Origin of the sequence: Microbispora hainanensis, assembly GCF_036186745.1 — a bacterium.
Classification (GTDB): domain Bacteria; phylum Actinomycetota; class Actinomycetes; order Streptosporangiales; family Streptosporangiaceae; genus Microbispora.
In genome coordinates this window covers 4,560,997-4,585,960 of record NZ_CP108086.1, presented here as the reverse complement: position 1 = coordinate 4,585,960, position 24,964 = coordinate 4,560,997, and the positions used below count along the sequence as shown (strand labels likewise).

Genomic DNA, 24,964 nt, shown 5'->3' with positions numbered 1-24,964 from the left:
ATGCCGGTGACGCCCGCCTACAAGCTCGGCCCGCAGCGCCGCGGGCCGACCAGCGCCGCGGGCCGACCAGCGCCGCGGGCCGACCAGCGCCGCGGGCCGCAGCGGCGCGGCCAAAGGGTGACAAAGTTGACTTTCATCGGATGATCCGGCTAGCTTCGGGGACATATTGAAGAACTCTGTCCATATATGTGGACACCAAAGGGGGGTGGGCGGATGCAGCTCGACGGCGTTCTCTTCTTTCCGGTCACACCGTTCGGCTCGGACGGTGAGCTGGCCGAGGACGTGCTGGCCAAGCACGTGAGCCGAGGGGTGGCCGAGGGCGCGGGCGGGGTGTTCGCCGCCTGTGGCACCGGCGAGTTCAACGCACTGGGCATCGACGAGTACGCACGGGTGGTGCGGATCGCCGTCGAGTCGGCGGACGGGCGGGTGCCCGTGCTGTCGGGAGCGGGCGGCTCCCTCCCGTTCGCCCGCGAGTGCGCGCACAGTGCCGCCGACGCGGGCGCCGACGGCCTGCTGCTGCTGCCGCCCTACCTGGTCAGCGCGCCCGCCGACGGGCTGGTGCGCTACGTCCGTGAGATCGCGGCCTCCACCGACCTGCCGATCATCGTCTACCAACGGGCCAACGCCCGCTTCACGCCCGCCGCCGCCGTGGCGCTCACCGAGATCCCCAACGTCGTCGGGTTCAAGGACGGCCTGGGCGACGTCGACGCCATGCAGCGCATCGTGCTCGCCGTCAGGGACGCGACCGACGGCGACTTCACGTTCTTCAACGGGCTGCCGACGGCCGAGATGACCGTGCCCGCCTATCGGGGGATCGGCGTGAGCCTGTATTCCTCCGCCGTGTTCTGCTTCCTCCCCGAGGTGGCGCTGGCCTTCCACAAGGCCGTGACCGCCGGAGACGACGACCTCGTGCGGCGCCTGCTCGCCGGTTTCTACCGCCCGCTGGTCGAGCTGCGCGACCTCGTGCCCGGCTACGCCGTCTCGCTCATCAAGGCCGGCGTCGCACTGCGCGGCCTCGACGTGGGCCCGGTGCGCCCGCCGCTGGTCGACGCGGCGCCCGAGCACGTGGCCCGGCTGGAGCGGCTGATCGAGGCCGGATTGGAGATCGTGGGATGAGGATTCGCGAGATCAACGTCACGCCGGTCGCCTTCCGCGACCCGCCGCTGCTCAACGCCGCCGGCGTGCACGAACCGTGGGCGCTGCGCACGATCGTCGAGGTCGTCACCGACGAGGGGCTCACCGGCCTCGGCGAGACCTACGGCGACCTCGACCACCTCGTGCGGGTGCGGGCCGCCGCCGAGGCGCTGATCGGACACGACGTCTACGGCCACAACGCGATGTACGCCACCGTGGCCGGCCTCGTCGGGGCCGACGTCGTCACCGACCTGCACGGCCTGACCGGCACCTCCTCGCGGGCCAAGACCGTCGACCGGATCTTCTCCCCCTTCGAGGTGGCGTGCCTCGACATCCAGGGCAAGGCGGTGGGCCGGCCCGTCGTGGACCTGCTCGGCGGCAGGGTGCGCGACGCCGTGCCGTACAGCGCCTATCTGTTCTACAAGTGGGCGGGCCACCCGGGCGCGCCGGACGACGGCTTCGGCGCCGCACTCGACCCCGAAGGAGTGGTCGAGCAGGCCCGGATGCTGATCGGCCGGTACGGCTTCCGCTCGATCAAGCTCAAGGGCGGCGTGTTCCCGCCCGAGCAGGAGATCGAGGCGACCCGCGCGCTGCGCGAGGCGTTCCCCGACCATCCGCTGCGCCTCGACCCCAACGCCGTCTGGAGCGTGGAGACCTCGATCCGGGTGGGCCGCGAGCTCGACGGCGTGCTCGAATATCTGGAGGACCCGACCGAGGGCATCGAGGGCATGGCCCGGGTCGCCGCCGAGGTGCCGATGCCGCTCGCCACCAACATGTGCGTCGTGACGCCCGAGCACCTGCCCGAGGCCGTCCGGCGCAACGCGATCGGCGTGCTGCTGACCGATCACCACTATTGGGGCGGCCTGGTGCGCTCGGCGCACATCGCCACACTGTGCGCGACCTTCGGCATCGAGCTGTCCATGCACAGCAACTCCCACCTCGGCATCAGCCTCGCCGCGATGACCCACCTGGCCGCCGCCACCCCGTCGGTCACCCACGCCTGCGACACCCACACGCCCTGGCAGGACGGCCAGGACGTGGTCGTCCCCGGCGCGCTGCGGTTCGTGGACGGCGCGGTCCCGGTGCCCGACGGCCCGGGACTCGGAGTGGAACTCGACCGCGACGCCCTCGCAATCATGAACGAGCAGTATGAGAAGTGCGGGGTACGCTCCCGCGACGACACGACGTACATGCGGTCCGTCGACCCGTCCTTCTCCGCTCGGAGGCCACGCTGGTGAACGTCATCTACGCCTACCCCTGGGACATCGTCGGCGACCCCGGCGCCGCCGCACGCCTCAAGGCGCTCGGCGTCGACGCGGTGGCGCTCGCCGCCTCCTACCACACCACCCGCGCCGCCACCCCTTTCCATCCGGCGCACCGGCTGGTCGACGCCCGGCACGCCGCCTGCTACGTCCCCGTACGCGAGGAGGCGTGGAAGGGGTCGCGGCTCGTGCCCGGCACGCCGTCGTGGGTGGACTCGGGCGACCCGTTCGGGGAGGCGAGGGACGCCCTGCGCGCCGTCGGGCTGCCGGTCCACGCGTGGACCGTGCTGACCCACAGCACGCTGCTCGGCGCGGCCAACCCCGACCTGGTCGTCACCAACGCCTTCGGCGAGCTCTATCCGTACGCGCTGTGCCCGGCGGCGGCCGACGTGCGCGACTACTGCCGCACGCTGGTCCACGAGGTCGTCGAGGCGGGCGACCCCGACGCGCTGATCCTGGAGGCGTGCGGCGCGCTCGGCTTCCGGCACGGCGGCCACCACGAGAAGACCGACGGCGCCGACTGGTCGCCCGCGCAGATCGCGCTGCTGTCGCTGTGCTTCTGCGCGGCCTGCCTGCGCCGCTATGAGGCGGCCGGGCTGGACTTCGCCGAGGTCCGCGCCAGGGTGCGGGCGGGCGTCGACGGCGCGCCGCGCTCGGTCGAGGACGCGCTCGGCGACCTCGCCGGCCCGGTGCGCGACCTGCGCACGGGGCTCGCGGGCGAACTGCGCGACCTGCTGCTGGCCGAGGCCAGGGCGGTGCGGCCCGGCCTGAAGATCGCCCTGCACGCCAACGCCGACCCGTGGGCGACCGGCCCGTTCGCGACCGTGCCCGAGGGGGTGGACGTCGACGTGCTCGTCGGCAACTGCTGGAACGCCCCCGAGGTGGACGAGGCCGGGCTGCGCGCCCTGGGCCGGCTCGGCCCCCGCGTGGGCGCGTACGTGCTGACCCTGCCCCCGCGCCCGGCGGACGGCGCGGCGCTGTCGTTCCTCGCCGAGGCCTACACGGCCGCGGGTGCCGACGAGATCCACTGGTATCACGGCGGCCTCGCCTCCGCGGCCCGGCTGAAGGCGATCGCCGAGGCGATCCGCCGCTGAGGCACCGTGCCGAGCCCGTGCCGAGCCCGTGCCGAACCCGTGCCGAGCCCACCCCAGAGACCGACACGATGCGGGACAATCATGGGCATGCGGTTCGGCATCCTCGGCCCCACGCAGGCGCGGCCCGACGGCGAGCGCCCGGTCCCGGTCGGCGGGCCGGGGGTGCGGGCGCTGCTCGGCCTGCTGCTCCTCAACGCGGGGCGGGTCGTCACCACCGAACGCCTGATCGACGGCCTCTACGGCGCCGAGCCTCCCGCCGGAGCGACCAACGCCCTGCAGGCCCAGGTGTCGCGGCTGCGCCAGCACCTCGGCGACCTCGTCGTACGGGAACCCGCGGGCTACCGGCTGGCGGTGGACCCGGACGACGTGGACGCGCCGCGCTTCGAACGGCTGGCGGCCGAGGGGCGGCGGGCGCTCGACGCGGGCGACCCCGCCGGGGCCGCCGGCCTGCTCGACCAGGCCCTCGCGCTGTGGCGCGGGCCCGCGCTCGCGGACGTGCCCGACGCGCCGTTCGCACCCGTCCAGGCGGCCCGGCTGGAGGAGCTGCGCCTGTCGGCGGCCGAAGACCTCACCGAGGCCCGCCTCGCCCTCGGGCGGCACCGCGACCTGCTGCCCGAGCTGCAGGAACGGGTCGCGACACACCCGCTGCGGGAGCGCTCGCGCGGACAGCTCATGCGCGCGCTGTACGCTGCGGGCCGCCCGGCGGAGGCGCTGGCCGTCTATGACGAGGCCCGGCGGGTGCTCGCCGACGAGCTGGGCGTCGATCCCTCGGCCGAGCTGGCCACGATCCACCTCGCGGTGCTGCGCTCCGATCCCTCCCTCGCTCCCGCCTCCGCCTCCGCCGCGACCGGCGGGCGCCCCGTCCCGCTCACCTCTCTCGTGGGCCGCGACGACGAGCTGGAGCGCATCGGCGCGCTGCTCGCCGAGGCGCGGCTGGTGACGCTCATCGGCCCGGGCGGCACCGGGAAGACCCGGCTGGCGATCGAGGCGGCCGGCCGGTGGCCGGGCGAGGTCTGCCTCGTGGAGCTGGCCCCGCTCACCGACGGCGCCGACGTGCCGCAGGCCGTGCTCGGCGCGCTCGGGCTGCGCGAGACCGCCGCGGCCATCCCCGCTCCCGGCACGCGGCAGGGCGCCGCCGATCCGGTCGCCCGCCTCGTGGCCGCCCTCACCCTGCGGCCGGTGCTGCTCGTGCTCGACAACTGCGAGCACGTCGTGGAGGAGGCGGCCCGGCTCGCCGACCGGCTGCTCGCGGCGTGCCCCGCCCTGCGCGTGCTGGCCACCGGCCGGGAGGCGCTCGGCATCACCGGCGAGCGCCTGTGCCCGGTGCCCCCGCTGCGGGTCCCGCCGCCCGCCGACGAAGCCGCCGGCGAGCCCTCCGTGGAGGACGCGCTCGCCTATCCGGCCGTACGGCTGTTCGCCGAGCGGGCGGCCGCCGTACGCCCCGGATTCGTCCTCACGCCCGGCGACGTCGGGCACGTGCTGCGGATTTGCCGGGCGCTCGACGGGCTGCCGCTCGCCGTCGAACTGGCCGCCGCGCGGCTGCGCTCGCTGCCCCTGGCCCGGATCGCCGCCCGGCTGGGCGGCGACGACGGCGACCCGGCGGCGGAGGGCGACGCCCCGCGCTTCGCGCTGCTGTCGCGCGGCAGCCGTACGGCCCAGCCGCGCCACCGGACGCTGCGCGCGGTCGTCGAGTGGAGCTGGGACCTGCTCGACGAGCCGGAGCGCGCGCTCGCCCGGCGGCTGACGGTCTTCGCGGGCGGCGCGACGCTGGAGGCGGCCGAGCGGGTGTGCGGCCTGCCCGACACCGACGGTGTGCTCGCCTCCCTGGTGGACAAGTCCCTCGTCGAGGTGGTGGACGACCGCTACCGGATGCTGGAGACGATCCGGGCGTTCTGCGCCGAACGGCTCGCCGAGGCCGGCGAGAGCGAGACCATGCGGCAGGCCCACCTCGCGTACATCCTCGACCTGGCCGCCACGGCCGACCCGCACCTGCGTGGGCATGGTCAGATCGAGTGGCTGCGCCGGCTGGACGGCGAGCGCGACAACCTGCAGGCCGCGCTGCGCCGTGCCGTACGCGCGGGTGATCTGGCACCCGCGCTGCGGCTGCTGTCGGCCACGGCCGGCTACTGGCTGCTGCGCGGGCTGCGCGGCGAGGCCGCCCGGCTGGGCGCCGAACTGCTGGGCGAGGTCGGCGCCACGCCGCCCGAGGGCCTGGAGGAGGAGCACGTCGTGTGCGCCTGCCTCGTGGCCTGGGGCGGAACGAGCGGCCCCGCCCTGGACGCGCTCGTGGCCGAGGCCATCGGCCGGACCTACACGCTGCCCATGCCGCCCCGTCAGCCGTACCTCCTCGTGCTGAACGCGATGATCAGCGGTCCACCCTCCGGGGAGATGCTCGGCCGGATGGAGGACCTGTTCCGCGCGCTGGAGCGCGACCCGTGGACGCGGATGCTCAGCCGGTTCAGCCTCTCCTATCTCAAGGCGTTCGACGGCCGGCTCGACGAGGCCGAGCAGGAGCTCACCGGCGCGCTCCGCGACGCCCGCGCCGCCGGGGACGTCTGGCTCCGCGTGATGATGTTGTCCGCGATGTCGGACGTCGCCGACGGGCGGGGCGATCTCGAACGGGTCGAGGCGCTGACCAACGAGGCGATCGACCTGGCCGAGCGGCTGGGCGCCACGGCGGACCTCGCCGAGAGCCTCTGCCGGCGCGGCTGGGCCCGCATGCGTTCCGGGCACATGGACGCCGCGAGGGCCGACTTCGAGCGGGCCGCCGAGTTGTCCCGGCGCACGGGCGCACCGGAGATCCTCGCGACGGCGCTCCTCGGGCTCGGCGAGCTCGCCCGGCACGACGGCGACCTGCCCGGGGCCCGGCGGTGGTACGAGACGGCCCTGGCGGAGTGCACGGCCGAGTGGTTCACCGCCGAGGAGACGCGCTCGCACGTCTATCTCGCGCTCGGCTGGGCCGCGCAGATGTCGGGCCAGGCCGCCGAGGCGCTGGCGTGGCACCGCCGCGCCCTCACCACCGGCCTCGGCACCCGCAGCCTCGCCATGACCGCCGCGGTCGCGGAGGGCGTCGCCGGCGTCGCGCTGCTGGAGGAGGCCCCCGAGCGGGCCGCCTGGTTGCTGGGCGTCGGCGGCGCGCTGCGCGGAGCGCCCGCCGTCCGCGATCCGGACGTCGCCCGGATCGAGGCGCGCTGCCGGACCGTCCTCGGCGACGACGCCTTCGACCGGACGTACGCCGAGGCCGAGGCGTTCACGCGGCAGCGGGTGCCGGCCACGGCGGGCGTCACGAGGGGTGCCGCGGAGGGGGCTGCGGAGGGCGCCGCGGAGGACACGGAGGCGGCGGCGCTGACCGTCATCGAAAGGCACCTGTCAGCGCTCGGTGGATGAGCCGTCAGCGCCCGGGCGCACGCTGACGGCCATGAACGGCACCTCTCGCAAATGGGGCACGCTGGTCGTCGCCTGCCTGGCCATGCTCCTGCTGTCCCTCGATCTCACCGTGTTGCACCTCGCCCTGCCGAAGCTCGGCGAGGACCTGGCGCCCTCGGCCACCCAGTTGCTGTGGATCGCCGACATCTACGGCTTCGCGCTGGCCGCGCTGCTCGTGACCATGGGCAACGTCGGCGACCGGATCGGGCGCAAACGCCTGCTGCTCACCGGCCTGGCCGCCTTCGGCGCGACCTCGGTGCTCACGGCGTTCGCGCCGAACGCCCCGCTGCTGATCGCCGCTCGGGCGCTCCTCGGCGTGGCCGGCGCGACGATCATGCCCTCGACGCTGTCGCTGATCCGCAACGTGTTCTCCGACCCGAAGGAGCGGACCACCGCGGTCGGCATCTGGAGCAGCGTGGGCGCGATCGGGTTCGCCCTCGGGCCCGTCGTCGGCGGCCTGCTGCTCGACCACTTCTGGTGGGGCTCGGTCTTCCTGATCAACGTGCCCGTCGTCGTGGCCGTCCTGGCCGCCGGGTTCGTCGTGCTGCCCGAGTCGCGCAACCCCCGGCCCGGACGGCTCGACCTCGTCAGCGTTCCGCTGTCCGCCGCAGGCGTGCTCGGCCTGATCTACGCGATGAAGGAGGCCACGACCGGCGGCGTCGCGCAGGCCCCCGTGATCGTCGCGGCGGTGGTCGCGGTCGCCGCGCTGGTCGTCTTCGTCCGCAGGCAGACCCGGCTGGCCGAGCCGCTGATCGACGTGGCGCTGTTCCGGCGGCGGGCGTTCGCGGCCACGGTCGGCGCCGAACTGGTCGCGGTCTTCGCGATGCTCGCCATGTCGGTGGTCTTCGCGCAGTATTTCCAGCTCGTCATGGGCTGGTCGCCGTTGACCGCGGGGCTCGCCGGGTTGCCGGGCGGCCTCGCCGGGGGCCTCGGCGGCGCGCTGTCCGGTGTGCTCGTGCACCGGTGGGGCCGCGGGCCGGTCGTCAGCCTCGGGCTGGTGCTGACCGCGACCGGGTTCATCCTGTTCAGCCGGATCGACACGGAGACGCCCTATCTCTACATGCTGGTCGCCATGATCATCCAGGGCGTCGGGATGGGTTTCACGTTCGCGGTGACCGGCGACACGCTGCTCGCCTCGGTGCCCAAGGAACGGGCCGGCGCGGCGAGCGCGATCTCGGAGACGGCGCACGAGATGGGCGGCGCGCTCGGCATCGCCGTGCTCGGCACCGTGCTGACCAGCGCCTACCGGAACGGCCTGGCGCTTCCGCCCGGCCTGCCCGGCGGGCCCGCGGCCGAGGCACGCGACACGCTCGCGGGCGCGCTGAAGGTCGCAGCCACGCTCCCGGGCGACGCCGCGGGGGCCGTCGCCCGGGCCGCCCGTCAGGCGTTCGTCGAAGGCATCCACGTCACCGTGCTGACCGGCGCGGCCATCCTGCTCGTGCTCGCGGTCGCCGTGCCGTTCGCACTGCGCGGCGTGCCCAAGGTGATCCCCGAGACCGAGGACGAGGAGACCGGCGGGCAGCCCGCCGAGGGCGCGGTCACGGCCCACTGATGCGGGCCACACGCCTGGGGCGTCCCCGCACACCGGGGGCGCCCCCGCCGAGACCCGGCCCACTGAGGCCCGGCCCACTGAGGCCCGGCCCACTGAGGCGTGGCCCGGCGAGGCACTGCCCGCCGAGGCATGGGACATGGTGCCTGCATCAAAGCGGGCGTGGTCATGAGCCACAGAGGGTTTCCCATGGCCTCGGTCCTGCATGGTGCCTACATCAAGGCGGGCGTGGTCCCTATCTCACGAGGGACAGCCAGCGGTGGTGGGCGCCGCCGAAGGGGCCGGTCCGCGCGGCCACCGCCTCCATCAGCCAGGCGGCCGACCGCTCCGCCTGGCGGACGACCTCCTCCGGGTAGCCGTACCGCACCTGGTGGACGGCGAACTCGTCCTCGTCGTCCAGGATCACCCGGCCGTCGCGCATCCGGAGCACGTCGAGATCGAGGTCGGCCATCGTGATCCGGCCGTCGCCGCGGACGGGCACGGTGGTGACGTCGCAGTAGATGGCGCACCGGTTCGACGGGGAGTTGAACGTGGCCGTCCACCACGCGTTCCCAGGGAACAGCATCACGAAGGCGTCCTCCCAGACCACCGGCGGCTCGTTTCCCCGCCGGCCGACGGTGCCCGGGGGACATCCGGTCCAGACGCCGTGCTCGTCCTCGCCCAGCACCCGCGCGTACTGGTGCCAGTGCAGCGACCCGCCGTACTTGCGGTAGACGATCCTCACCTCGGACACGGGCGGGACGCTACGCCACGCCCGTCTCCGAGTACAACGGGATAAACCCGTCAGACCTCGACGACCACCGGGATGATCATCGGGCGGCGGCGGTAGGTGTCGCTCACCCAGCGCCCCACCGTACGCCTGATGGTCCGGCGGATCTGCAGCTCGTCGGCCACTCCGGACGCGGCGACCTCCTGCAGCGCGACCTCGATCTGCGGGATGACCGCGTCGAACGCGTCGGGGTCGATGCCCGAGCCGCGCGCGGTGATCTCCGGGCCCCCGGTGAGCTTCCCCGTGGTGGAGTCGACCACGACGACGATGGAGATGAACCCCTCGTCGCCCAGGATCCGCCGGTCCTTGAGCGCCACGTCCGTGATGTCGCCCACCGAGGTGCCGTCTACGAAGACGTACCCGCACGGAACCGCGCCGGTGATCCTCGCCTGGCCGTCGACGAGGTCGACGACCACGCCGTCCTCGGCGATCACGATGTTCTCCCGGGGGACGCCGGTCAGCTCGGCGAGCCTGGCGTGCGCCCGCAGGTGCCGCCACTCCCCGTGTACGGGCATGAAGTTGGACGGCTTGGTGAGGTTGAGCACGTACAGCAGCTCGCCCGCGGCGGCGTGCCCGGAGACGTGCACCCGCGCGTTGCCCTTGTGGACCACCCGCGCGCCCCACCGGTTGAGGCCGTTGATGACCTTGCTGACCGCCGTCTCGTTGCCCGGCACGAGCGACGAGGCGAGCAGGACGGTGTCGCCCTCGGCGATCCTGATCGGGTGGTCGCGGTTGGCCATGCGCGACAGCGCGGCCATCGGCTCGCCCTGGGAGCCGGTGCAGATCAGCACCACGTCCTCCGGCGGCCACTCCTCGATCTCCCGGGAGTCCACGAGCAGGCCACCGGGCACCTTCAGGTAGCCCAGCTCGCGCGCCACGCCCATGTTGCGCACCATCGACCTGCCGATGAGCGCGACCTTGCGGCCGTGCTTCTCGGCCGCGTCCATGATCTGCTGCACGCGGTGGATGTGCGAGGCGAAGCTCGCAACGATGATCCGCTTGGTCGCGCTGCGGAAGACGTCGTCGATGACCGGCGCGATCTCCCGCTCGCTGGTGACGAAGCCCGGCACCTCGGAGTTGGTGGAGTCGGACATCAGCAGGTCGACGCCCTCGGCCCCGAGCCGGGCGAACGCCCCGAGGTCGGTCAGCCGCCCGTCCAGCGGAAGCTGGTCCATCTTGAAGTCGCCGGTGTGGAGGACGAGGCCCGCAGGGGTGCGGATCGCCACGGCCAGCGCGTCGGGGATCGAGTGGTTGACCGAGACGAACTCGCACTCGAACGGCCCGAACGTGCGCCGCTCGCCCTCGACCACCTCGACCTTGACCGGCTGCATCCGGTGCTCGGTCAGCTTGCTCTCGATGAGCCCGAGCGTCAGCCGCGAACCGACGATCGGGATGTCGCGCCGCTCGCGCAGCAGGTAGGGCACCGCGCCGATGTGGTCCTCGTGGGCGTGCGTGAGCACGAGCGCCTCGATGTCGTCGAGCCGCCCCCGTATGTAGTCGAAGTCGGGCAGGATGAGATCGACGCCCGGCTGGTCGGGCTCGGGGAACAGCACACCGCAGTCCACCACGAGCAGGCGGCCGTCATACTCGAACACCGCCATGTTGCGGCCGATCTCACCGAGGCCGCCCAGCGCCACGATGCGCAGGCCGTTTTCCGGCAGCGCCGGAGGCGGACCGAGTTCGGGATGCGGATGACTCATTCCGCGCCCTCCGCCCCGGGCCGCTCGCCGTGCGCGCGCAGTTCCCTATCGTCGTTCCTTCTGATCAAGTCGCTCATTCGGCTCCATCTGTTGATCTAATCCACAAGCTTGAGGCCCCCCGTGATGAGGTCCTCCCGAAGCGCTGTCGTCTGCTCCTCCGTGGCGTCCACGAGCGGCGGCCGGACGTATCCCGCGTCCTGGCCCACCAGCTTCAACGCCGCCTTGACCATGATCGCCCCCTGGGTGCGGGTCATGATCGCCGAGACCACCGGAAGGAGCTGACGGTGGACGGCCAAAGCGTTCTCGACATCACCGGACCGGTAGGAGTCGACCATCGCGGCCAGCTCGGCGCCCACCACGTGGCCCACCACGCTGACGTACCCGGCCGCGCCGACGGAAAGCCACGGCAGGTTCAGCAGGTCGTCGCCGGAGTAGAAGACGAGATCGGTGGAGGCCATCACCTGCGAGCCCGTGAACAGGTCGCCCTTGGCGTCCTTGACGGCGGCGATGCGCGGGTGCTCGGCCAGCCGGAACAGGGTCTCGATCGTGATGGGCACCCCGGCTCGGCCCGGGATGTCGTACAGCATCACCGGCAGGCCGGTCGCGTCGGCGACGGCCGTGAAGTGCCGGAGCAGACCCTCCTGCGGCGGTTTGTTGTAGTAGGGGGTCACCACCAGGAGACCGTGCGCACCGGCGCGCTCGGCGGCCCTGGCCAGCTCGGCGCTGTGCCGCGTGTCGTTGGTGCCGGCACCGGCCACGACGGTGGCCCGGTCGCCGACGGCCTCGACGACCGCGCGCAGGATTCGGTCCTTCTCCTCGTCGGAGGTGGTGGGGGACTCCCCTGTCGTGCCACTGACGACCAGGCCGTCGTTGCGCTGCTCGTCCACGAGATAGGCGGCGAGCCGCTGGACGCCCTCATAGTCGACGGCGCCGTCAGAGGTGAACGGTGTGACCATGGCGGTCAGCGTGCGGCCGAAGGGGGCGTCGGAGGTTCCAGTAGGCGATGCCATAGACCGAACGGTACCCGGATCCGCAGGAGTGATGGACCTCGCCACCCCGTTATGTCCAGTACCGCCCCGTGAGCGGCGCTGACAGCGGAAGAGGCCGCCGATATGTGCTCGGGGGTACACACATCAGCGACCTCTAACCGAAAATCGCCGCGTCTTACGCGGACGTTACACGCCGCTGGCGAGAATTTTCCGGAAGGCCGCGAACAGCGGCTTCTGCACCTCCGGGGGTTCTTAGGGGATCTTCGGGGTCTTCGAGCGGTCTTCGAGGGGTCTCCTGGGGGGCCTCGGGGGTCTTTCGCGAGCCCGCGGGCCTTCACGGGTTTTCGCGAACCCGCGCGGGCCTCCACAGGTTGGCGGAGCCTCCGCCGGCCTGCACGGTTTTCGCGCGAGCCTTCGCGTGCCCTTACGGGTTAGCGCTGGCCTTCGAGCCCCTTCGGGGCGGGCGGCGGGACGCGGCGGGAGGCCGCGACCACGTCAGTGGACCTCGCCTGCGAGGAGCCGCACCCACAGCTCCTCCATGCGCGCGGCCACGAGCCGCTCGGTCTCGCGGACCTCCGGGTTCTTGCCCCGGGTCGTCCGCCGGATGAACAACAGACCGCCCGCCGCGCACAGCTCATAGATCGTCGGCTTGCACTCGCACGTGTGTCGGCGCACCCGTACGCGATCGCTGCGGTTGGTGGGCTGCATCCATTTGATCCGCTTGTGCCCGTCCCGTGGAGGGCTGGCATGGATACCGTGATAGGGCGGTGGAAGGGGAATATCAGCACCTGGCCGCTTAGCGGCACAATCACCCATTAGCAGCCCTTTCACCAGGTAAAGTTGGAGTCACAGGCCATCCCCGTCACTCTCGGTCGCCCGGCGAATACGCCAAGATTTGGAGGACCCGTCACCCCCTCAGGGATGGATTGATGGCAAACTCTGATCCGGTCTACCTGCGCGTAGTCGAGGACATTCGCCGCCAGATCGTCGACGGCACGCTCCCCCCGGGCGCACCGATCCCCTCGCGGCACCAGATCACCCGGAAATACAGCGTCGGAGAAACGGCCGCCCGCCACGCGCTGCGCGTGCTCGCCCAGGAGGGCCTCATCATCGGCCGGGTGGGCTCCGGCCACCGGGTGCGGGAGAAACCGATCCTGCTCCCGCTCCACCGCAGCCGCTATCCCGAACCGCACGCCGCCTTCGCGAGCGACATGCAGGCGGGCGGCCGACAACCCAGCTGGAGCTGGCGCAGCGAGCTCACCGACGCTCCTCCCGACATCGCCCGCCGGCTCCGCATCGGGGAATGCAGCCCGGTGATCAGAACCCGCTACATCTTCCGCGGGGACGGCCGCCCGGTGCAGTTGCTCACCTCGTACGAGCCGATCGAGCCCGGCCAGAGCCAGGCGCCCGAAGAGGGCACGTACGAACGCAGGAGCGCGGCCTTCCGGCTCGCGGCGAGCGGCCTGCCCGTCACGGAGATCAGCGAGAGCGTGCTCATCCGTGTCCCCCAGCCGACCGAGAGCGACCTGCTCGAACTGCCCGCCGGCGTCCAGGTGCTCCAGATCGAGCGTACGTACTGGACCGGGGAGCGCCCGGTCGAGACCAGCGACGCCGTGGTGCCCGGCGACAGGTTCCGGCTGGTCTACGGCATTCCCAGCCCCCTCTGACTGTCGGTGCCCACTGGTACAACCAATCCGGATCCCCCATCCGGAGGTGCCGATGCGCGTCAAGGACATGCCCCTGGCCGACCAGCCGCGTGAGCGGCTGCTGACGTCGGGAGCCGCCGCGCTCGCCGACAGGGAGTTGCTCGCCCTGCTGCTCGGCTCGGGCAGCAGGGGCGTGAGCGCCGTCGAACTCGCCTCCCAGCTCATCGCCCACTGTGGCGACCTCGGGGAGCTTGCCCGTTCCGAGGCCCACCGGCTGCTCGCCGTCCCAGGTGTGGGCCCCGCCAAGGCCGCCCGTGTGGCGGCCGCGTTCCATCTCGTACGGCGGGCCCAGGCGGAGCCGGAGCGAAGCCGGATCACCTGCTCGGCCGACATCGCTTCGGCTGCCGCTCCCCTGCTGCACGGACAGCCGCGCGAGCGGCTCGTCGTGATCGTGTGCGACGGCCGCGGCGCCGTGCTCCGCCGGACCGTTGTCACCGAGGGCGGCAGCGACCACACTCCCGCGCCCGTCCGCGACATCGTCACGACCGTCCTCCTCTCCGGCGGTGCCGCCTTCGGCCTCGCCCACAACCACCCGAGCGGATCGCTCGACCCCAGCCCCGCCGACGTCGAGGTCACGGCCCGCCTCCACGAGGCCGCCGACACCGTCGGCCTCCGCTTCCTCGACCACGTGATCGTCACCGACACCGCCTGGCGCCGGATCGCGTCTGACGGCCAGGTCGACGACGCGTAGACCATATTAGCTATAGCGGTCTACTACTCCTATACATCTCGCCGGTGGTTGTCTGCTTTGTAGGTAGACGTCCGGTTTCGTCTATCATTCCTTCATGATTGATCGCGACGGTCCGGTGCCGATCTACAAACAGATCGCCGAGATCATCCGAGAGCAGATCGATCACGGCGAGCTCGAGCCGGGCGACGCCGTCCCGAGCGAGACCGAGATGGAAGCCGAATACGGCATCGCCCGCCTCACGGCACGACGCGTCACCCGGGAGCTTCGCGAGCAGGGCCTCGTCTACACCGTCCAAGGCGAAGGAACGTTCGTCGGACAGCCGGGCACTCCACGGTCAGCCGAACGGACGCCTGTCTACCAGCGCATAGCGGCCGAGATCCTGGAACAGATCCGCAACGGAGACCTCGTGCCGAATCGGCGCATTCCGCCGGAGAAGGCGCTGATGAAGCAGTACGGCGTCGCCAAGGCCACCGCTCGCAACGCCGTGGACTTCCTTCGCAAGCAGGGATGGGTGTTCACCGTTCCCCATCGCGGCACTTATGTGTCTTCCCCAGACAACTGGCCGAAGGACTGATCGCACCACCCGAGCGCCGCCTGACCAACCCGACGCCGCCTTGCTGTCTGCGTGAAGGCTTCCGTGGCGCGTTCGCGGCCGTGCTCGGCTCCCTGCAGTTCATGCCCAAGGTGCGGGCTCGCAGGCGAGTCCACCGGGCGCTCGGCCGGGCCTATCTCCTCGGCGTTCCTCGCCGTCACCGCGCGCGTCCTCGTTCCCCTGCTCCTGCTGGTGCAGGCCCCTTCCGCGGGGCCGAAGCGATGGGAGAGCTCGCGCACTCGATGATCCCGGTCGGGCAGACGCTGGGCTGGGTCGTCAACCTGATCGTGGTCGAGACCGTCATCAGGCGGCGCCGCGCGGACTACGCCGGGCCGTTCGGCGCACCGGCCGGCCGGTCGTAGACCAGCGAGGACGTCGAGTGTTGCGGAGCCGCCGGGCCCCGGCAATTATTTCCCCTCATTCCTGGTTGGCTTTGGACAAAGAGGAGGAAGGTCATCATGCCGGTGCCCACACAACCACTGCGCAAGCTGGGTTTTCTGACCATCGGACTGTTCGACGGGGACGACCCGCGCCCGGGACACGAGTCGACGCTGCGGATCATCGAGCTGGGCGAGCGGCTCGGTTTCGACAGCGCCTGGGTGCGGCACCGCCATCTGCAGTACGGCATCTCCTCCCCGGTCGCCATCCTGGCGGCGGCCTCCCAGCGCACCACCCGCATCGAGCTGGGGACGGCGGTCACCCCCCTCGGCTGGGAGAACCCGCTACGGCTCGCCGAAGACCTTGCCACGGTGGACATCCTGTCCGGGGGCCGGCTCAACCCGGGCGTCAGCGTCGGGCCCCCGATGCACTACGACCAGGTCAAGGACGCGCTCCACCCCGGGACCGCCGACCTGGAGGACTTCAGTTACGAGCGGGTGCGCCGGTTGCTGTCCTTCGTACGCGGCGAGCCGGTCACCGATTTCAGCGGCACCGAGGGGTTCGAGGTCTTCTCCGACCGGGTCCAGCCGCACTCGCCGGGGCTGGGCGATCGCATGTGGTACGGCGGCGCCAGCCTCCGCTCGGCCCGATGGGCGGGCGAACACGGCATGAACTTCCTGACCAGCAGCGTCGTCAAGGCGGAGGAGTCGGAGGACTTCGCCGAGATCCAGCTCTCCCACATTCGGGAGTTCCGCGACCGCCACCCCGACGGGCAGAAGGCCCGCGTCTCCCAGGGGCTGGTCGTCATCCCCACCGACACGGCGACGCCGGAGCAGCGGGCCAAGTACGAGGAGTACGCCGCCAAGCGCACGCCCCGCACCGCCGCACCGCAGGGACCTGCCCGCATGATGTTCGCGCCCGATCTCGTCGGCAGCTCGGCGGAAATCGCCGAGCGGCTGTACGCGCACGCCGCCTTCCGGGAGATCGACGAGGTCGCGTTCGCGCTGCCGTTCACCTTCGGCCACGAGGACTACGTGCAGATCCTCACCGACATCGCCACGAGGCTGGGGCCCGAACTCGGCTGGCGACCCGCGACAGGGCCGGACGGGGCAGCGCCCCCGGTCGCGGGCTGACCGGGCCCCTCAGAACGCGTCCTCAGAAAAAGATCGCCTTGTGCGGGAACATATCCGTCTTCCAGACTATTCCTACCAAATAACCAGCTAATTGCTGGACGGCAACGCCGCGGAGGAACACCCGCACGGAGAGAAGAGGACGAGCCCACCATGACCGATCGTCGCCTGTCGCTCGCCGTCGATCTGGACGGAGACGGCGCCCATCCGGCCTCCTGGCGCCACAGTGGCCGCCCACCCGCGCACACGCTGACGGCCGCGGCGCTGCGGCGGGTCGTCACCGAGGCGGAGGCGGCCGGCTTCACGCTCGCCACCTTCGCCGACTCCCCGCTCCCGGCCGGCCCCGCGCCGGACGACGCCGGGCGCCTGGAGGCGGGCACCCGGGCCGCGTTCGCCGCCCTTCTGACCAGCGGCATCGGGCTCGCCCCCACGCTGCACACGACCACGACGGAGCCGTTCCACCTGGCCACGCAGCTGGCGAGCCTGGACCACGCCAGCCGGGGCCGGGCGGCCTGGGTGGTCGGCGCGGCCGACGGCGACGACGCCTTCGCCACCATCGGGGCGCGGGCGCTCACCGGCGAGGACGCGCGGCGTGAGGCGGCCGACGTCATCGAGGTGGCCCGCCTGCTGTGGGACTCCTGGGAGGACGACGCGGTGATCAAGGACGTGGCCACCGGCCGCTACCTCGACTCCGGCCGCGTCCATCACGTCAACTACATCGGGACGAACTTCACCATCTCGGGACCTCTCATCACACCGCGCCCGCCGCAGGGCCAGGTCGTCGTGCTCGCCCCGGCCGCCCTGGAACTCGACGCCCTGGCCGACGTGGTGCTCGTGAGCGAGACCGATCCCGACGCGCTCGCCCGCCGGGCACGGCAGGCCAAGGACGCGGGCGCGGCGCTCGCGTTCGCCGAGATCGAGGTCGTGCTCGACGCCGCCGAACCGGCGGCGCGGAGGCTCGCCGTCCTGGACGCGGCGACGCCGTGGCCGGACTCGGGACGCCTGCGTTACACCGGACCGGCCGGCGGGCTCGTGGCACTGCTGCGTTCGCTCCCCCCGGCCGTCGACGGGGTTCGCCTGCACCCCGCCGTCCTCGCCGCCGACCTGCCGGTGCTCGCCGCGGACGTGCTGCCCGCGCTCGCCGCGGCGGGCCTGCACGCACCGCCCGTGCCCGGGGCCACGCTCCGTACGACGCTGGGCCTGCCCCATCCCGCCAACCGCTTCGCCGCCGTCGCGAGCGCGACCGTCTGAAGGGACGCCCCATGACCTCCCCCAGCCCGACCGGCGCCCCCTACGACCCGCACGCCCAGGTGCACCTCGGCGTGTTCTATCCCGGGGTCGGCCCCCAGCTCATCTGGACGGATCCGCACGCCGCATCCCACACCGCGATCGAGACCTTCGTCCACGTCGCGCAGCTCCTGGAGCGCGGGCTGTTCGACGCGTTCTTCCTCGGCGAGGGGCTCCGCGTACGGGAGAACCGCGGACGTGTGCACGACCTGGACGTGGCCGGCCGCCCCGACGCGATCACCCAGCTCTCCGCCCTCGCCGCGGTGACCGAGCGGATCGGCCTGGTCGCCACGCAGAACACGACCTACAACTTCCCCGCCGACCTGGCCCGCCGCCTGGCGAGCCTGGACTTCCTGTCCGGCGGACGGGCCGGCTGGAACATCGTCACCACCGACAACGCCTGGACGGGCGCGAACTTCCGCCACGGCGGCTGGCTTGCCCATGAGCGCCGTTACGAGCGGGCCACGCAGTTCGTGGAGGCGGCCAAGGAGCTGTGGGCGTCCTGGGCGCCGGACGCGATCGCCGAGTCAGGAGAGGAGGCGTCCTGGGCACGGCCCGGCGCGATCCGCGAGGTCGGACGCGACACCGACCTGGTACGGCTGCGCGCCCGCGCCACCGTTCCGGCCAGCCCCCAGGGACGGCCGGTGCTGTTCCAGGCGGGCGACTCCGACGGCGGCCGCGAGCTGGCGGCCCGTCATGCCGACGTGGTGTTCTCGGCCAACACCGACTATGACAAGGCCGTCGCCTACGCCGCCGATCTGCGGGCCCGGCTGGCCCGTCACGGCCGCTCGCCGGACTCGCTGCGCATCCTGCCCGGCGCCTCGGTGATCATCGGCGACACTCCGGAAGAGGCGAGAGAGCGCGCCGAGTGGGTGTTCGCGGAGCAGGTCTCGCCACCCCGGGCGATCGCGTTCCTGGAGCAGTACTGGAACACCGACCTGTCGGCCTACGATCCGCACGGCCCGCTGCCCGACATCGAGCCGAGCGCGGCCGAGCTGGACCCCTCTCGCGGCACGCTCCCCATCGAGCGGCGCACCGGCAAGCTCGCCACCATCGCCCGGTGGCGGGAGCAGGCCGCGGCGGAGAACCTGTCGATCCTGCAGCTCGTCCGCCGGGTCACGCCGCGCGAGCGCGCCTTCGTCGGCACCGCGTCGCAAGTCGCCGACGAATGGGTGCGATACGTCCGTACGCGTGCGGTGGACGGGTTCAACATCAGCCCGCACCTGCTCCCCTCCTCTCTGGAGGACATCGTGAACAAGCTGATTCCGGAGTTGCAGGACAGGGGCGCCTACCGCACCGAGTACACCGGGACGACGTTGCGCGAGCACCTCGACCTGCCCGCGGTGTCCGGAGGGCCGGACGCGGCGGGCCCTGTGACGTAGCGCGGCCGGCTGCCGCGCGAGGTGGGCGACCACCTCACGCGGCGGTCTCGACGAGGCGCTCCCGCGGGTCATGACCGAGCGGTACGCTCCTGAGGGTCGCGCACCGGACCGCCCCAGAGGCGCCCGGTGGTATCACCCTCGTTCACCCGGCGGCCTCACCGGTTGCCTGGGGTCGATGCGGAACAATCTCCCGGAGGAGCCGCGGGGGCGGCGCGAGGCCCGTGCCGGTCGACACGCTCGACGGCACGAACGGCTCAGCCGATCAGGGCCAGCGCCTTGTCGCTCAGGCCGGCCGGGGCGGTCTTCGGGCTGCCTGCCGAGTAGGGCGGCCGCGGGTCGTACTCGATCGCGAGTTGCACGGTCTGCGCCGTCTCCTCGTCGTGCGTCGCGGCCAGCAGGCTCAGGGCCATGTCGATGCCGGCGGACACCCCCGCCGCCGTCACGATCTTGCCGTCGATGACCACGCGCTCGCCGACCGGCTCGGCGCCGAACCCGGCGAGCTGGTCGAGCCATCCCCAGTGGGTCGTCGCCCTGCGGCCCTTCAGCAGCCCCGCCGCGCCCAGCAGGAACGAGCCGCTGCACACCGAGGTCGTCCACCGGGTGCCCTCGTGGGCCCGTGCGATCCAGCTCAGCAACTCCGTGTCGGACAGCGCCTCGATCGTCCCCGGCCCTCCCGGCACGACGACCACGTCCGGCGCGGGCAGGTCGCCGTACGACGCGGTGGCCGCGAGGCTCAGGCTGCCCCGGTCGTCGAGCACCGGCCCGGGCTCGGCCGCGACGAACGTGACCGTGCAGCCCGGCGCGAACGCGAGCACCGTGTACGGCCCGACGGCGTCGAGCGCGGTGAACCGGGGATAGAGCGGAATCGCGATGTTCATGATCTGCTGCTTTCCTTCGACCGGAACCGGCGGCGGTAGTCGCCGGGTGAGACGCGCCAATGACGGCGGAAGACCCGATAGAGGGTCTCGGGGACGCCGAGCCCCGACTCCCTGGCCACCCGGTCCAGGGGATGCGCGGTGGTCTCCAGCAGCCGCCGGGCGGCGTCGGCCCTGCTGCGTTCGACGTACCTGCCGGGTGAGACCCCGGTCTGCTCGGTGAAGACGCGGGAGAAGTGCCGCTCGCTCATCCCGGCCCGCCGGGCGAGCGCGGGCACGCTCAGGTCCTCGGCCGGGTTGGCGTCGATGAACGCCTGGATCTCGCGCAGCGGCTCGGCACGCGGGACGGCGGCCCGCATCGGGGCGCTGAACTGGCTCTGCCCGCCCGGCCGGTGCAGATACACCACGAGTCCGCGGGCGACGTTCCGGGCGATCGTGTGGCCGTGGTCGTCGACCACGAGCGCCAGGGCGAGGTCCACTCCCGAGCTGACCCCGGCCGAGGTCCAGACGTTCCCGTCGCGGATGTAGATGGGATCGGCGTCCACCTCGACGTCCGGGTAGCGGTCGGCCAGCTCGCCCGCGACCAGCCAGTGGGTGGTCGCGCGCCTGCCGTCGAGCAGCCCGGCCTCCGCGAGCAGGAAGCTCCCGTTGCAGACGGAGGCGACGCGCCGGGCCCCGGCCGCCAGCCGTGTGATGCCCGCGACCAGTTCACGATCCCGCAGGTGTTCCGGCATCGACAGCCCGCCCACGACCAGCAGCGTGTCGATCGGCCCCGCGACCTCGGCCAGCGGGGTCTCCGCGAGGGTCGCGATCCCGTTCTGAGCCGGTATGGCCCCGGCGCGCACGGCCGTCACCTCAAGCCGATAGCCGGCCTCCGGCACGATCAGGTTCGCCGTGGAGAAGACGTCGGCCGGCCCGGCGAGGTCGAACATCTGAAAGCCATCGAAGATCACGATGACCACGCGTCGCTGCATGCCCTCAATGCTCGCGACCAGGACTTGATGGCGTCAACGACATGAACATTGCACATCACGCCATAACCAAAAGCATCATCCCAGGTCGGGCACCTGAATACCAATGGCGTTAGATTTGAACCACGCTTTGCGGCGCCGTCGGAAGCAGGCGCCGAGGAGGTGGCCGGGACGATGCCGAGCGCTCGAGAACTCAAAGACAGGCTCTTCGCCGCGATCAACAGTCACGACCTCTATGACGTGCTGGACTGTTACGCGCCCGACGCCGTGTACATCAGCCCGGCGGGCATCGCGGAGGGCCATGAGCAGATCGCCTGGGCCTACGAGGACCTCTGCAAGGTCTTCCCCGACATCTACTACACCGCCTGGTACAAGGCCCCCTGCGATGACCCCGCCTTCACCGAGTACACGATGACCGGCACGCACATGGGCGCGCTCCTGCTGCCGGGCGGCCGGGTGGCGGCCGCGACGGGCCGTCGCATAACGGTGCGGGGCAGCTGCGCCTGCGCGGTCGAGAACGGCAAGATCGTCACCGATCGCGACTACTACGACCAGCTGGAGCTCTACTCCCAGCTCGGCATCGACCTCGAATCGCCGCCGGAATCCTGAGCCCCGGCGGAACGACAGCCGCACCGGAAAGCGACCACGACGGCCGGTCGCAGTCGGTCACCGCGCCCGGATACGACCTCACGCCTCACTCACGCCGCTGATCTCACCGCGAACGACCGTCTCCTTGCCCGAGCCACGGCCGGGGCTGAAGCGGCGCACCACCTCCGCGCGGTCGAGCCCGCGAAAGAAGGCCGCGCTGAAAATCTCGCCAGCGGTCCGCCGCCTCCGCACCGAGACCCGTTGAGCCACTGGAACGGCGCCAGGGGATCGATCGTCGTCATGCGGGACATCGTGGCGGGCCGCACCGACAATCCGGCCGAGCGAGCGTCATTCCTCGCCGGAGAACCGGCCCCAGGCGGACTGCCGGGTCATGCCGAGCGCGGCCCCGATCCTGGCCCAGGTGACGCCCCGGTCGCGCGCCCGCTGGACCCAGACCTTCAGGTTGTCCTCGACCTGCGCGCCGACCTCGGCGATCCGCGGAAGGAACTCCAGGATCTGCTCGTCGGTCATGCTCTCGGTGTACGGGATCTCCGGAGCCTCGATGGACTGGGCCGCCAGGATCTCGGCGCAGAGCCCGACGCACTCGTTGCAGATGTAGACGCCGGCACCGGCGATCACCTTGGCTACGGCGGTCTTCGGCTTGGAACAGAACGAGCAGCGGATGTCCTGGTCCGCCAGGGAAGGAACAGGCACGACGCCTCCAAGGGGGGTGAGCTGTCAGGTTGTTCCTGACGTGCACGGCCAAAAGCTACACCGTCAGGATCAGCCTGACAACCGATCACCCGGAAAGCGGCCGCGCCGCCGGCTCAGCTCTTGGGGCCGAAGGCGTGCGGGACCTCTCCCTTACGGCCGCAGCGCGGGCAGGGCCGGTAGCGCCCCGACCACCAGGTGGCCTTGAGTGTGCCGCTTCCCTTGCACTTGGGGCATTTCGACAGGTAGTTGCGTATGTAATCGAAGACGAGCCAGACGCCGAAGAAGGCCCCGGCGAGGACGAGAACGGTCTGGGAATCCACCATGGCTCCGTGGTCGGGGGACGGACCGGCGACGAAGGCGCCGCCGTACGGAAGCCGGTCGCACGGGGGCGCGGTCACCGTCACTCACCGGCCGGGCGAACCAGTGCCGGAGGCGGGCGCGGGTGGTCACCCGCGCCCAGGGCGCGCGCATGGCCTGCGAGGGGACGCCCATCGTTGCCTCCGGGAACACTGGTCGCACGTGAGAGGACGCCGCACCGCCTCCGGCCGGTGACAGCCGGACGCCCATTGGCTGGAGTCACAACTTTGGAGTCTCAGCTTCAAAGCCACAGCGTTGGAGCCACAGTGTCTGACCACACAGTGTTGGAGCCACGGTGTCGGAGCCACAGCGCCCCGGGGGCGGGGCGGTCCTCAGACTCCCTCGGGCTGGAGCTCCGCCGCCTGCTCCACGTCCGCCCCGGGCCGCCGCAGGACCACGTACGCGACCACGAAGGCGCCGACCAGCAGGGCGAGGGAGACCGTGAAGGCCAGCCGGTAGCCGCCGGTCAGCGCGACCGCCTCGCTCGCCCCGCCCGCCAGCAGCCCGTCCGTACGGGAGGCGGCGAGCGTGGACAGCAGGGCGACGCCGGCGGCCATGCCGACCTGCTGGGTCGTGTTGAAGAACCCCGAGACCAGGCCCGCGTCGTCGGGGCGGGCGTCGGACATGCCGAGCGCGGTCAGCGCCGGAAGCACCAGCCCGGCGCCCATGATGAGCACCATCACGGGAAGCAGATCGGTCACGTAATGCGCGTCGACAGGGACGCGGGCGAGCCAGGCCATCGCACCGATCAGCAGCACCAGGCCGCCCAGCAGTACGGCACGCGCGCCGAAGCGGGTGCTCAGGCGAGGGGACGCGAACAGCGACACCCCCGCGATGGACACCGCCGCCGGAAGCATGGCCAGCCCGGTGCCGAACGCGTCATAGCGGAGCACATGCTGCAGGAACAGCGCGACGATGACCTGGAAGGCGAACATCGCGCCCACGGTCAGCACCTGCACGAGGTTGGCCCCGGCGACGGCGCGTGAGCGGAGGATCCGCAGCGGCATGAGCGGGGTGCGGGCGGTGGCCTGCCGGACGAGGAACGCGGCCAGCAGCACGAGCGCCATCACACCGAACCACAGGGAGCGCGGGCCATACCGCTCGATCTGGACCACGGCGTAGATGCCCAGCATGAGACCGGCCGTGACCAGCAGGGCGCCCAGGGCGTCCGCGCCGGCCGCCAGGCCGAGCCCCCGGTCGGCCGGCAGCGCCCGGAGCGCCAGCACGATCGTGACCACGCCGATCGGCACGTTGATCAGGAAGATGTAGTTCCAGCCCAGCGCGTCGGTGAGGACTCCGCCGAGCACCGCGCCCAGCGACGCCCCGGCGGCGCCGGTGAAGCTGAAGACGCCGATGGCCTTCGCCCGCTCCCCCGCGTCCGTGAACGTCGTCACCAGGATGCCGAGCACGACCGCCGAGGCCATGGCGCTGCCGACGCCCTGGAGGAAGCGGGCGCCGATCAGCATCCCCGGGCTGCCGGCGGCTCCGGCGAGCAGGGACGCGGCGGCGAAGACGGCGTTGCCCGCCAGGAACATGGTCCGGCGGCCGATCAGGTCGCCCAGCCGACCGGCCAGCAGGAGCAGTCCGCCGAACGCGATGAGGTAGGCGTTGACGGTCCAGCTCAGCTCGGCGGGCGCGAAGCCGAGGTCCCGCTGGATGGCGGGCATGGCCACGGTAACGATGCTGCCGTCGAGCACCGTCATCAGCATCGTGGCGGACAGCACGCCCAGCACGAGCAGACGGGATCGGGATATCCGCGACATGGGTCGCCTCCTGTTCATGAGGAACAGAAAGAACCGTAGCAGATAGTTTTGTTGTAGACGATCCCTAACGGACCGGTCACCCGCGCTGGCGCGCCCGCCTCACCGGTTGCGGCGCCTCCACCGCGGTCGCCAGGTGCCCCGTGACCAGCCGGTTGAGCGCGCGCACGAGCACCTCCGCCTCCTCCTCGGGCAGCGACGCGAGGGCGTCCCGGTGGACCCTGTCGACGATCTCCTGGCTCCGCTTGGCCACCTGCGCCCCCTTCTCCGTGACCGCGACGATCCGGGCCCGCCGGTCGGTGCTGGACGGCCGGCGCTCGGCGAGACCGGCCTGCTCCAGGGCGTCGAGGGTGACCACCATCGTGGTCTTGTCCATGTCGCCCAGCTCGGCGAGCTGGATCTGCGTACGCTCCTCCTGCAGCGCGTGGACGAGCACGCAGTGCATGCGCGCCGTCAGGCCGATCTCGGCGAGGGCCGCCGCCATCCGCGTTCGCAGCACGTGGCTGGTGTGGTCGAGCAGGAAGGACAGGTCGGGCTCGTCACGTGAGGGCGCCATGGCGGTCATGCGTCCAGGCTACCAATTCGTCCGCTTGCGGATTATCCGCAAAGG

Annotated in this window: 23 protein-coding genes; 13 read left to right on the top strand and 10 right to left on the bottom strand. The window is 72.0% G+C overall.

The window, feature by feature from the left end:
* Positions 1–213 precede the first annotated feature (213 nt).
* The 5 genes from OHB01_RS21470 (at position 214) to OHB01_RS21450 (ending at position 8,468) form a co-directional block, all read left to right on the top strand.
* On the top strand, positions 214–1,116 hold the full coding sequence (locus tag OHB01_RS21470; RefSeq protein ID WP_328853889.1) for a 5-dehydro-4-deoxyglucarate dehydratase: 903 nt from the start codon (positions 214–216) through the stop codon (positions 1,114–1,116).
* Positions 1,113–2,372 carry a glucarate dehydratase family protein gene (locus OHB01_RS21465; protein WP_142649893.1) on the top strand — a complete coding sequence of 420 codons (1,260 nt, stop codon included), beginning with the start codon at positions 1,113–1,115 and terminating at the stop codon, positions 2,370–2,372. The genes OHB01_RS21470 and OHB01_RS21465 overlap by 4 nt, the downstream gene beginning before the upstream one ends.
* A complete protein-coding gene (locus OHB01_RS21460) occupies positions 2,369–3,490 on the top strand; it encodes a hypothetical protein (RefSeq protein ID WP_328853888.1) in 1,122 nt (373 codons plus the stop codon). The genes OHB01_RS21465 and OHB01_RS21460 overlap by 4 nt, the downstream gene beginning before the upstream one ends.
* An 87-nt stretch (positions 3,491–3,577) precedes the next feature.
* Entirely contained in the window at positions 3,578–6,877 is a 3,300-nt protein-coding gene (locus tag OHB01_RS21455) for a BTAD domain-containing putative transcriptional regulator (RefSeq protein WP_328853887.1), read from the top strand.
* A 31-nt stretch (positions 6,878–6,908) separates the two neighbouring features.
* Entirely contained in the window at positions 6,909–8,468 is a 1,560-nt protein-coding gene (locus OHB01_RS21450) for a DHA2 family efflux MFS transporter permease subunit (RefSeq protein WP_328853886.1), read from the top strand.
* Between the two features lie 232 nt (positions 8,469–8,700).
* Here OHB01_RS21450 and OHB01_RS21445 read toward each other — a convergent pair whose 3' ends face one another.
* The 4 genes from OHB01_RS21445 to OHB01_RS21430 form a co-directional block, all read right to left on the bottom strand.
* A complete protein-coding gene (locus OHB01_RS21445) occupies positions 8,701–9,198 on the bottom strand; it encodes a DUF402 domain-containing protein (protein WP_142649897.1) in 498 nt (165 codons plus the stop codon).
* 50 nt (positions 9,199–9,248) lie between these two features.
* On the bottom strand, positions 9,249–10,934 hold the full coding sequence (locus OHB01_RS21440) for a ribonuclease J (protein WP_328853885.1): 1,686 nt from the start codon (positions 10,932–10,934) through the stop codon (positions 9,249–9,251).
* 95 nt (positions 10,935–11,029) lie between these two features.
* On the bottom strand, positions 11,030–11,944 hold the full coding sequence (gene dapA / locus OHB01_RS21435) for a 4-hydroxy-tetrahydrodipicolinate synthase (protein WP_328853884.1): 915 nt from the start codon (positions 11,942–11,944) through the stop codon (positions 11,030–11,032).
* A gap of 474 nt (positions 11,945–12,418) precedes the next feature.
* Positions 12,419–12,631, bottom strand: a complete 213-nt coding sequence (locus tag OHB01_RS21430) for a hypothetical protein (RefSeq protein ID WP_240971803.1) — start codon at positions 12,629–12,631, stop codon at positions 12,419–12,421.
* 221 nt (positions 12,632–12,852) lie between these two features.
* Here OHB01_RS21430 and OHB01_RS21425 point away from each other — a divergent pair, with 221 nt between their 5' ends.
* The 7 genes from OHB01_RS21425 (at position 12,853) to OHB01_RS21395 (ending at position 19,089) form a co-directional block, all read left to right on the top strand.
* A complete protein-coding gene (locus tag OHB01_RS21425) occupies positions 12,853–13,590 on the top strand; it encodes a GntR family transcriptional regulator (protein ID WP_142649900.1) in 738 nt (245 codons plus the stop codon).
* 52 nt (positions 13,591–13,642) lie between these two features.
* A complete protein-coding gene (locus tag OHB01_RS21420; protein ID WP_142649901.1) occupies positions 13,643–14,320 on the top strand; it encodes a JAB domain-containing protein in 678 nt (225 codons plus the stop codon).
* 94 nt (positions 14,321–14,414) lie between these two features.
* Entirely contained in the window at positions 14,415–14,894 is a 480-nt protein-coding gene (locus OHB01_RS21415; RefSeq protein WP_142649902.1) for a GntR family transcriptional regulator, read from the top strand.
* Positions 14,895–15,133: 239 nt separating this feature from the next.
* Entirely contained in the window at positions 15,134–15,274 is a 141-nt protein-coding gene (locus tag OHB01_RS21410; RefSeq protein ID WP_328853883.1) for a hypothetical protein, read from the top strand.
* 96 nt (positions 15,275–15,370) lie between these two features.
* Positions 15,371–16,423, top strand: a complete 1,053-nt coding sequence (locus OHB01_RS21405; protein ID WP_328709498.1) for an LLM class flavin-dependent oxidoreductase — start codon at positions 15,371–15,373, stop codon at positions 16,421–16,423.
* A gap of 150 nt (positions 16,424–16,573) precedes the next feature.
* On the top strand, positions 16,574–17,671 hold the full coding sequence (locus OHB01_RS21400; RefSeq protein WP_147943396.1) for an LLM class flavin-dependent oxidoreductase: 1,098 nt from the start codon (positions 16,574–16,576) through the stop codon (positions 17,669–17,671).
* An 11-nt stretch (positions 17,672–17,682) separates the two neighbouring features.
* Entirely contained in the window at positions 17,683–19,089 is a 1,407-nt protein-coding gene (locus OHB01_RS21395) for an NtaA/DmoA family FMN-dependent monooxygenase (RefSeq protein WP_142649905.1), read from the top strand.
* A 254-nt stretch (positions 19,090–19,343) separates the two neighbouring features.
* Here the strand turns inward: OHB01_RS21395 and OHB01_RS21390 are convergent, their stop codons facing one another.
* Both OHB01_RS21390 and OHB01_RS21385 read right to left on the bottom strand, forming a co-directional pair.
* Positions 19,344–19,967, bottom strand: coding sequence for a DJ-1/PfpI family protein (locus OHB01_RS21390; protein ID WP_142649906.1), 624 nt, complete (start codon positions 19,965–19,967; stop codon positions 19,344–19,346).
* Positions 19,964–20,938 carry a GlxA family transcriptional regulator gene (locus OHB01_RS21385; protein ID WP_142649907.1) on the bottom strand — a complete coding sequence of 325 codons (975 nt, stop codon included), beginning with the start codon at positions 20,936–20,938 and terminating at the stop codon, positions 19,964–19,966. Before OHB01_RS21385 ends, OHB01_RS21390 begins: the two co-directional genes overlap by 4 nt.
* A gap of 171 nt (positions 20,939–21,109) precedes the next feature.
* Here OHB01_RS21385 and OHB01_RS21380 point away from each other — a divergent pair, with 171 nt between their 5' ends.
* Complete coding sequence (locus tag OHB01_RS21380) at positions 21,110–21,544, top strand: ester cyclase (RefSeq protein ID WP_142649908.1); 435 nt, start codon at positions 21,110–21,112, stop codon at positions 21,542–21,544.
* Positions 21,545–21,871: 327 nt separating this feature from the next.
* On the opposite strand, the gene OHB01_RS21375 is transcribed toward OHB01_RS21380, so the two are convergent.
* The 4 genes from OHB01_RS21375 to OHB01_RS21360 all read right to left on the bottom strand — a co-directional run bounded on the left by OHB01_RS21375 (position 21,872) and on the right by OHB01_RS21360 (position 24,919).
* Complete coding sequence (locus OHB01_RS21375; protein WP_328853882.1) at positions 21,872–22,237, bottom strand: ClpX C4-type zinc finger protein; 366 nt, start codon at positions 22,235–22,237, stop codon at positions 21,872–21,874.
* 113 nt (positions 22,238–22,350) lie between these two features.
* Positions 22,351–22,635: a hypothetical protein gene (locus tag OHB01_RS21370; RefSeq protein WP_328853881.1), complete on the bottom strand. Its 285-nt coding sequence runs from the start codon at positions 22,633–22,635 to the stop codon at positions 22,351–22,353.
* Positions 22,636–22,926: 291 nt separating this feature from the next.
* Complete coding sequence (locus OHB01_RS21365; RefSeq protein ID WP_205830691.1) at positions 22,927–24,357, bottom strand: MFS transporter; 1,431 nt, start codon at positions 24,355–24,357, stop codon at positions 22,927–22,929.
* 76 nt (positions 24,358–24,433) lie between these two features.
* A complete protein-coding gene (locus OHB01_RS21360) occupies positions 24,434–24,919 on the bottom strand; it encodes a MarR family winged helix-turn-helix transcriptional regulator (protein ID WP_147943397.1) in 486 nt (161 codons plus the stop codon).
* Between the last annotated feature and the right edge of the window lie 45 nt (positions 24,920–24,964).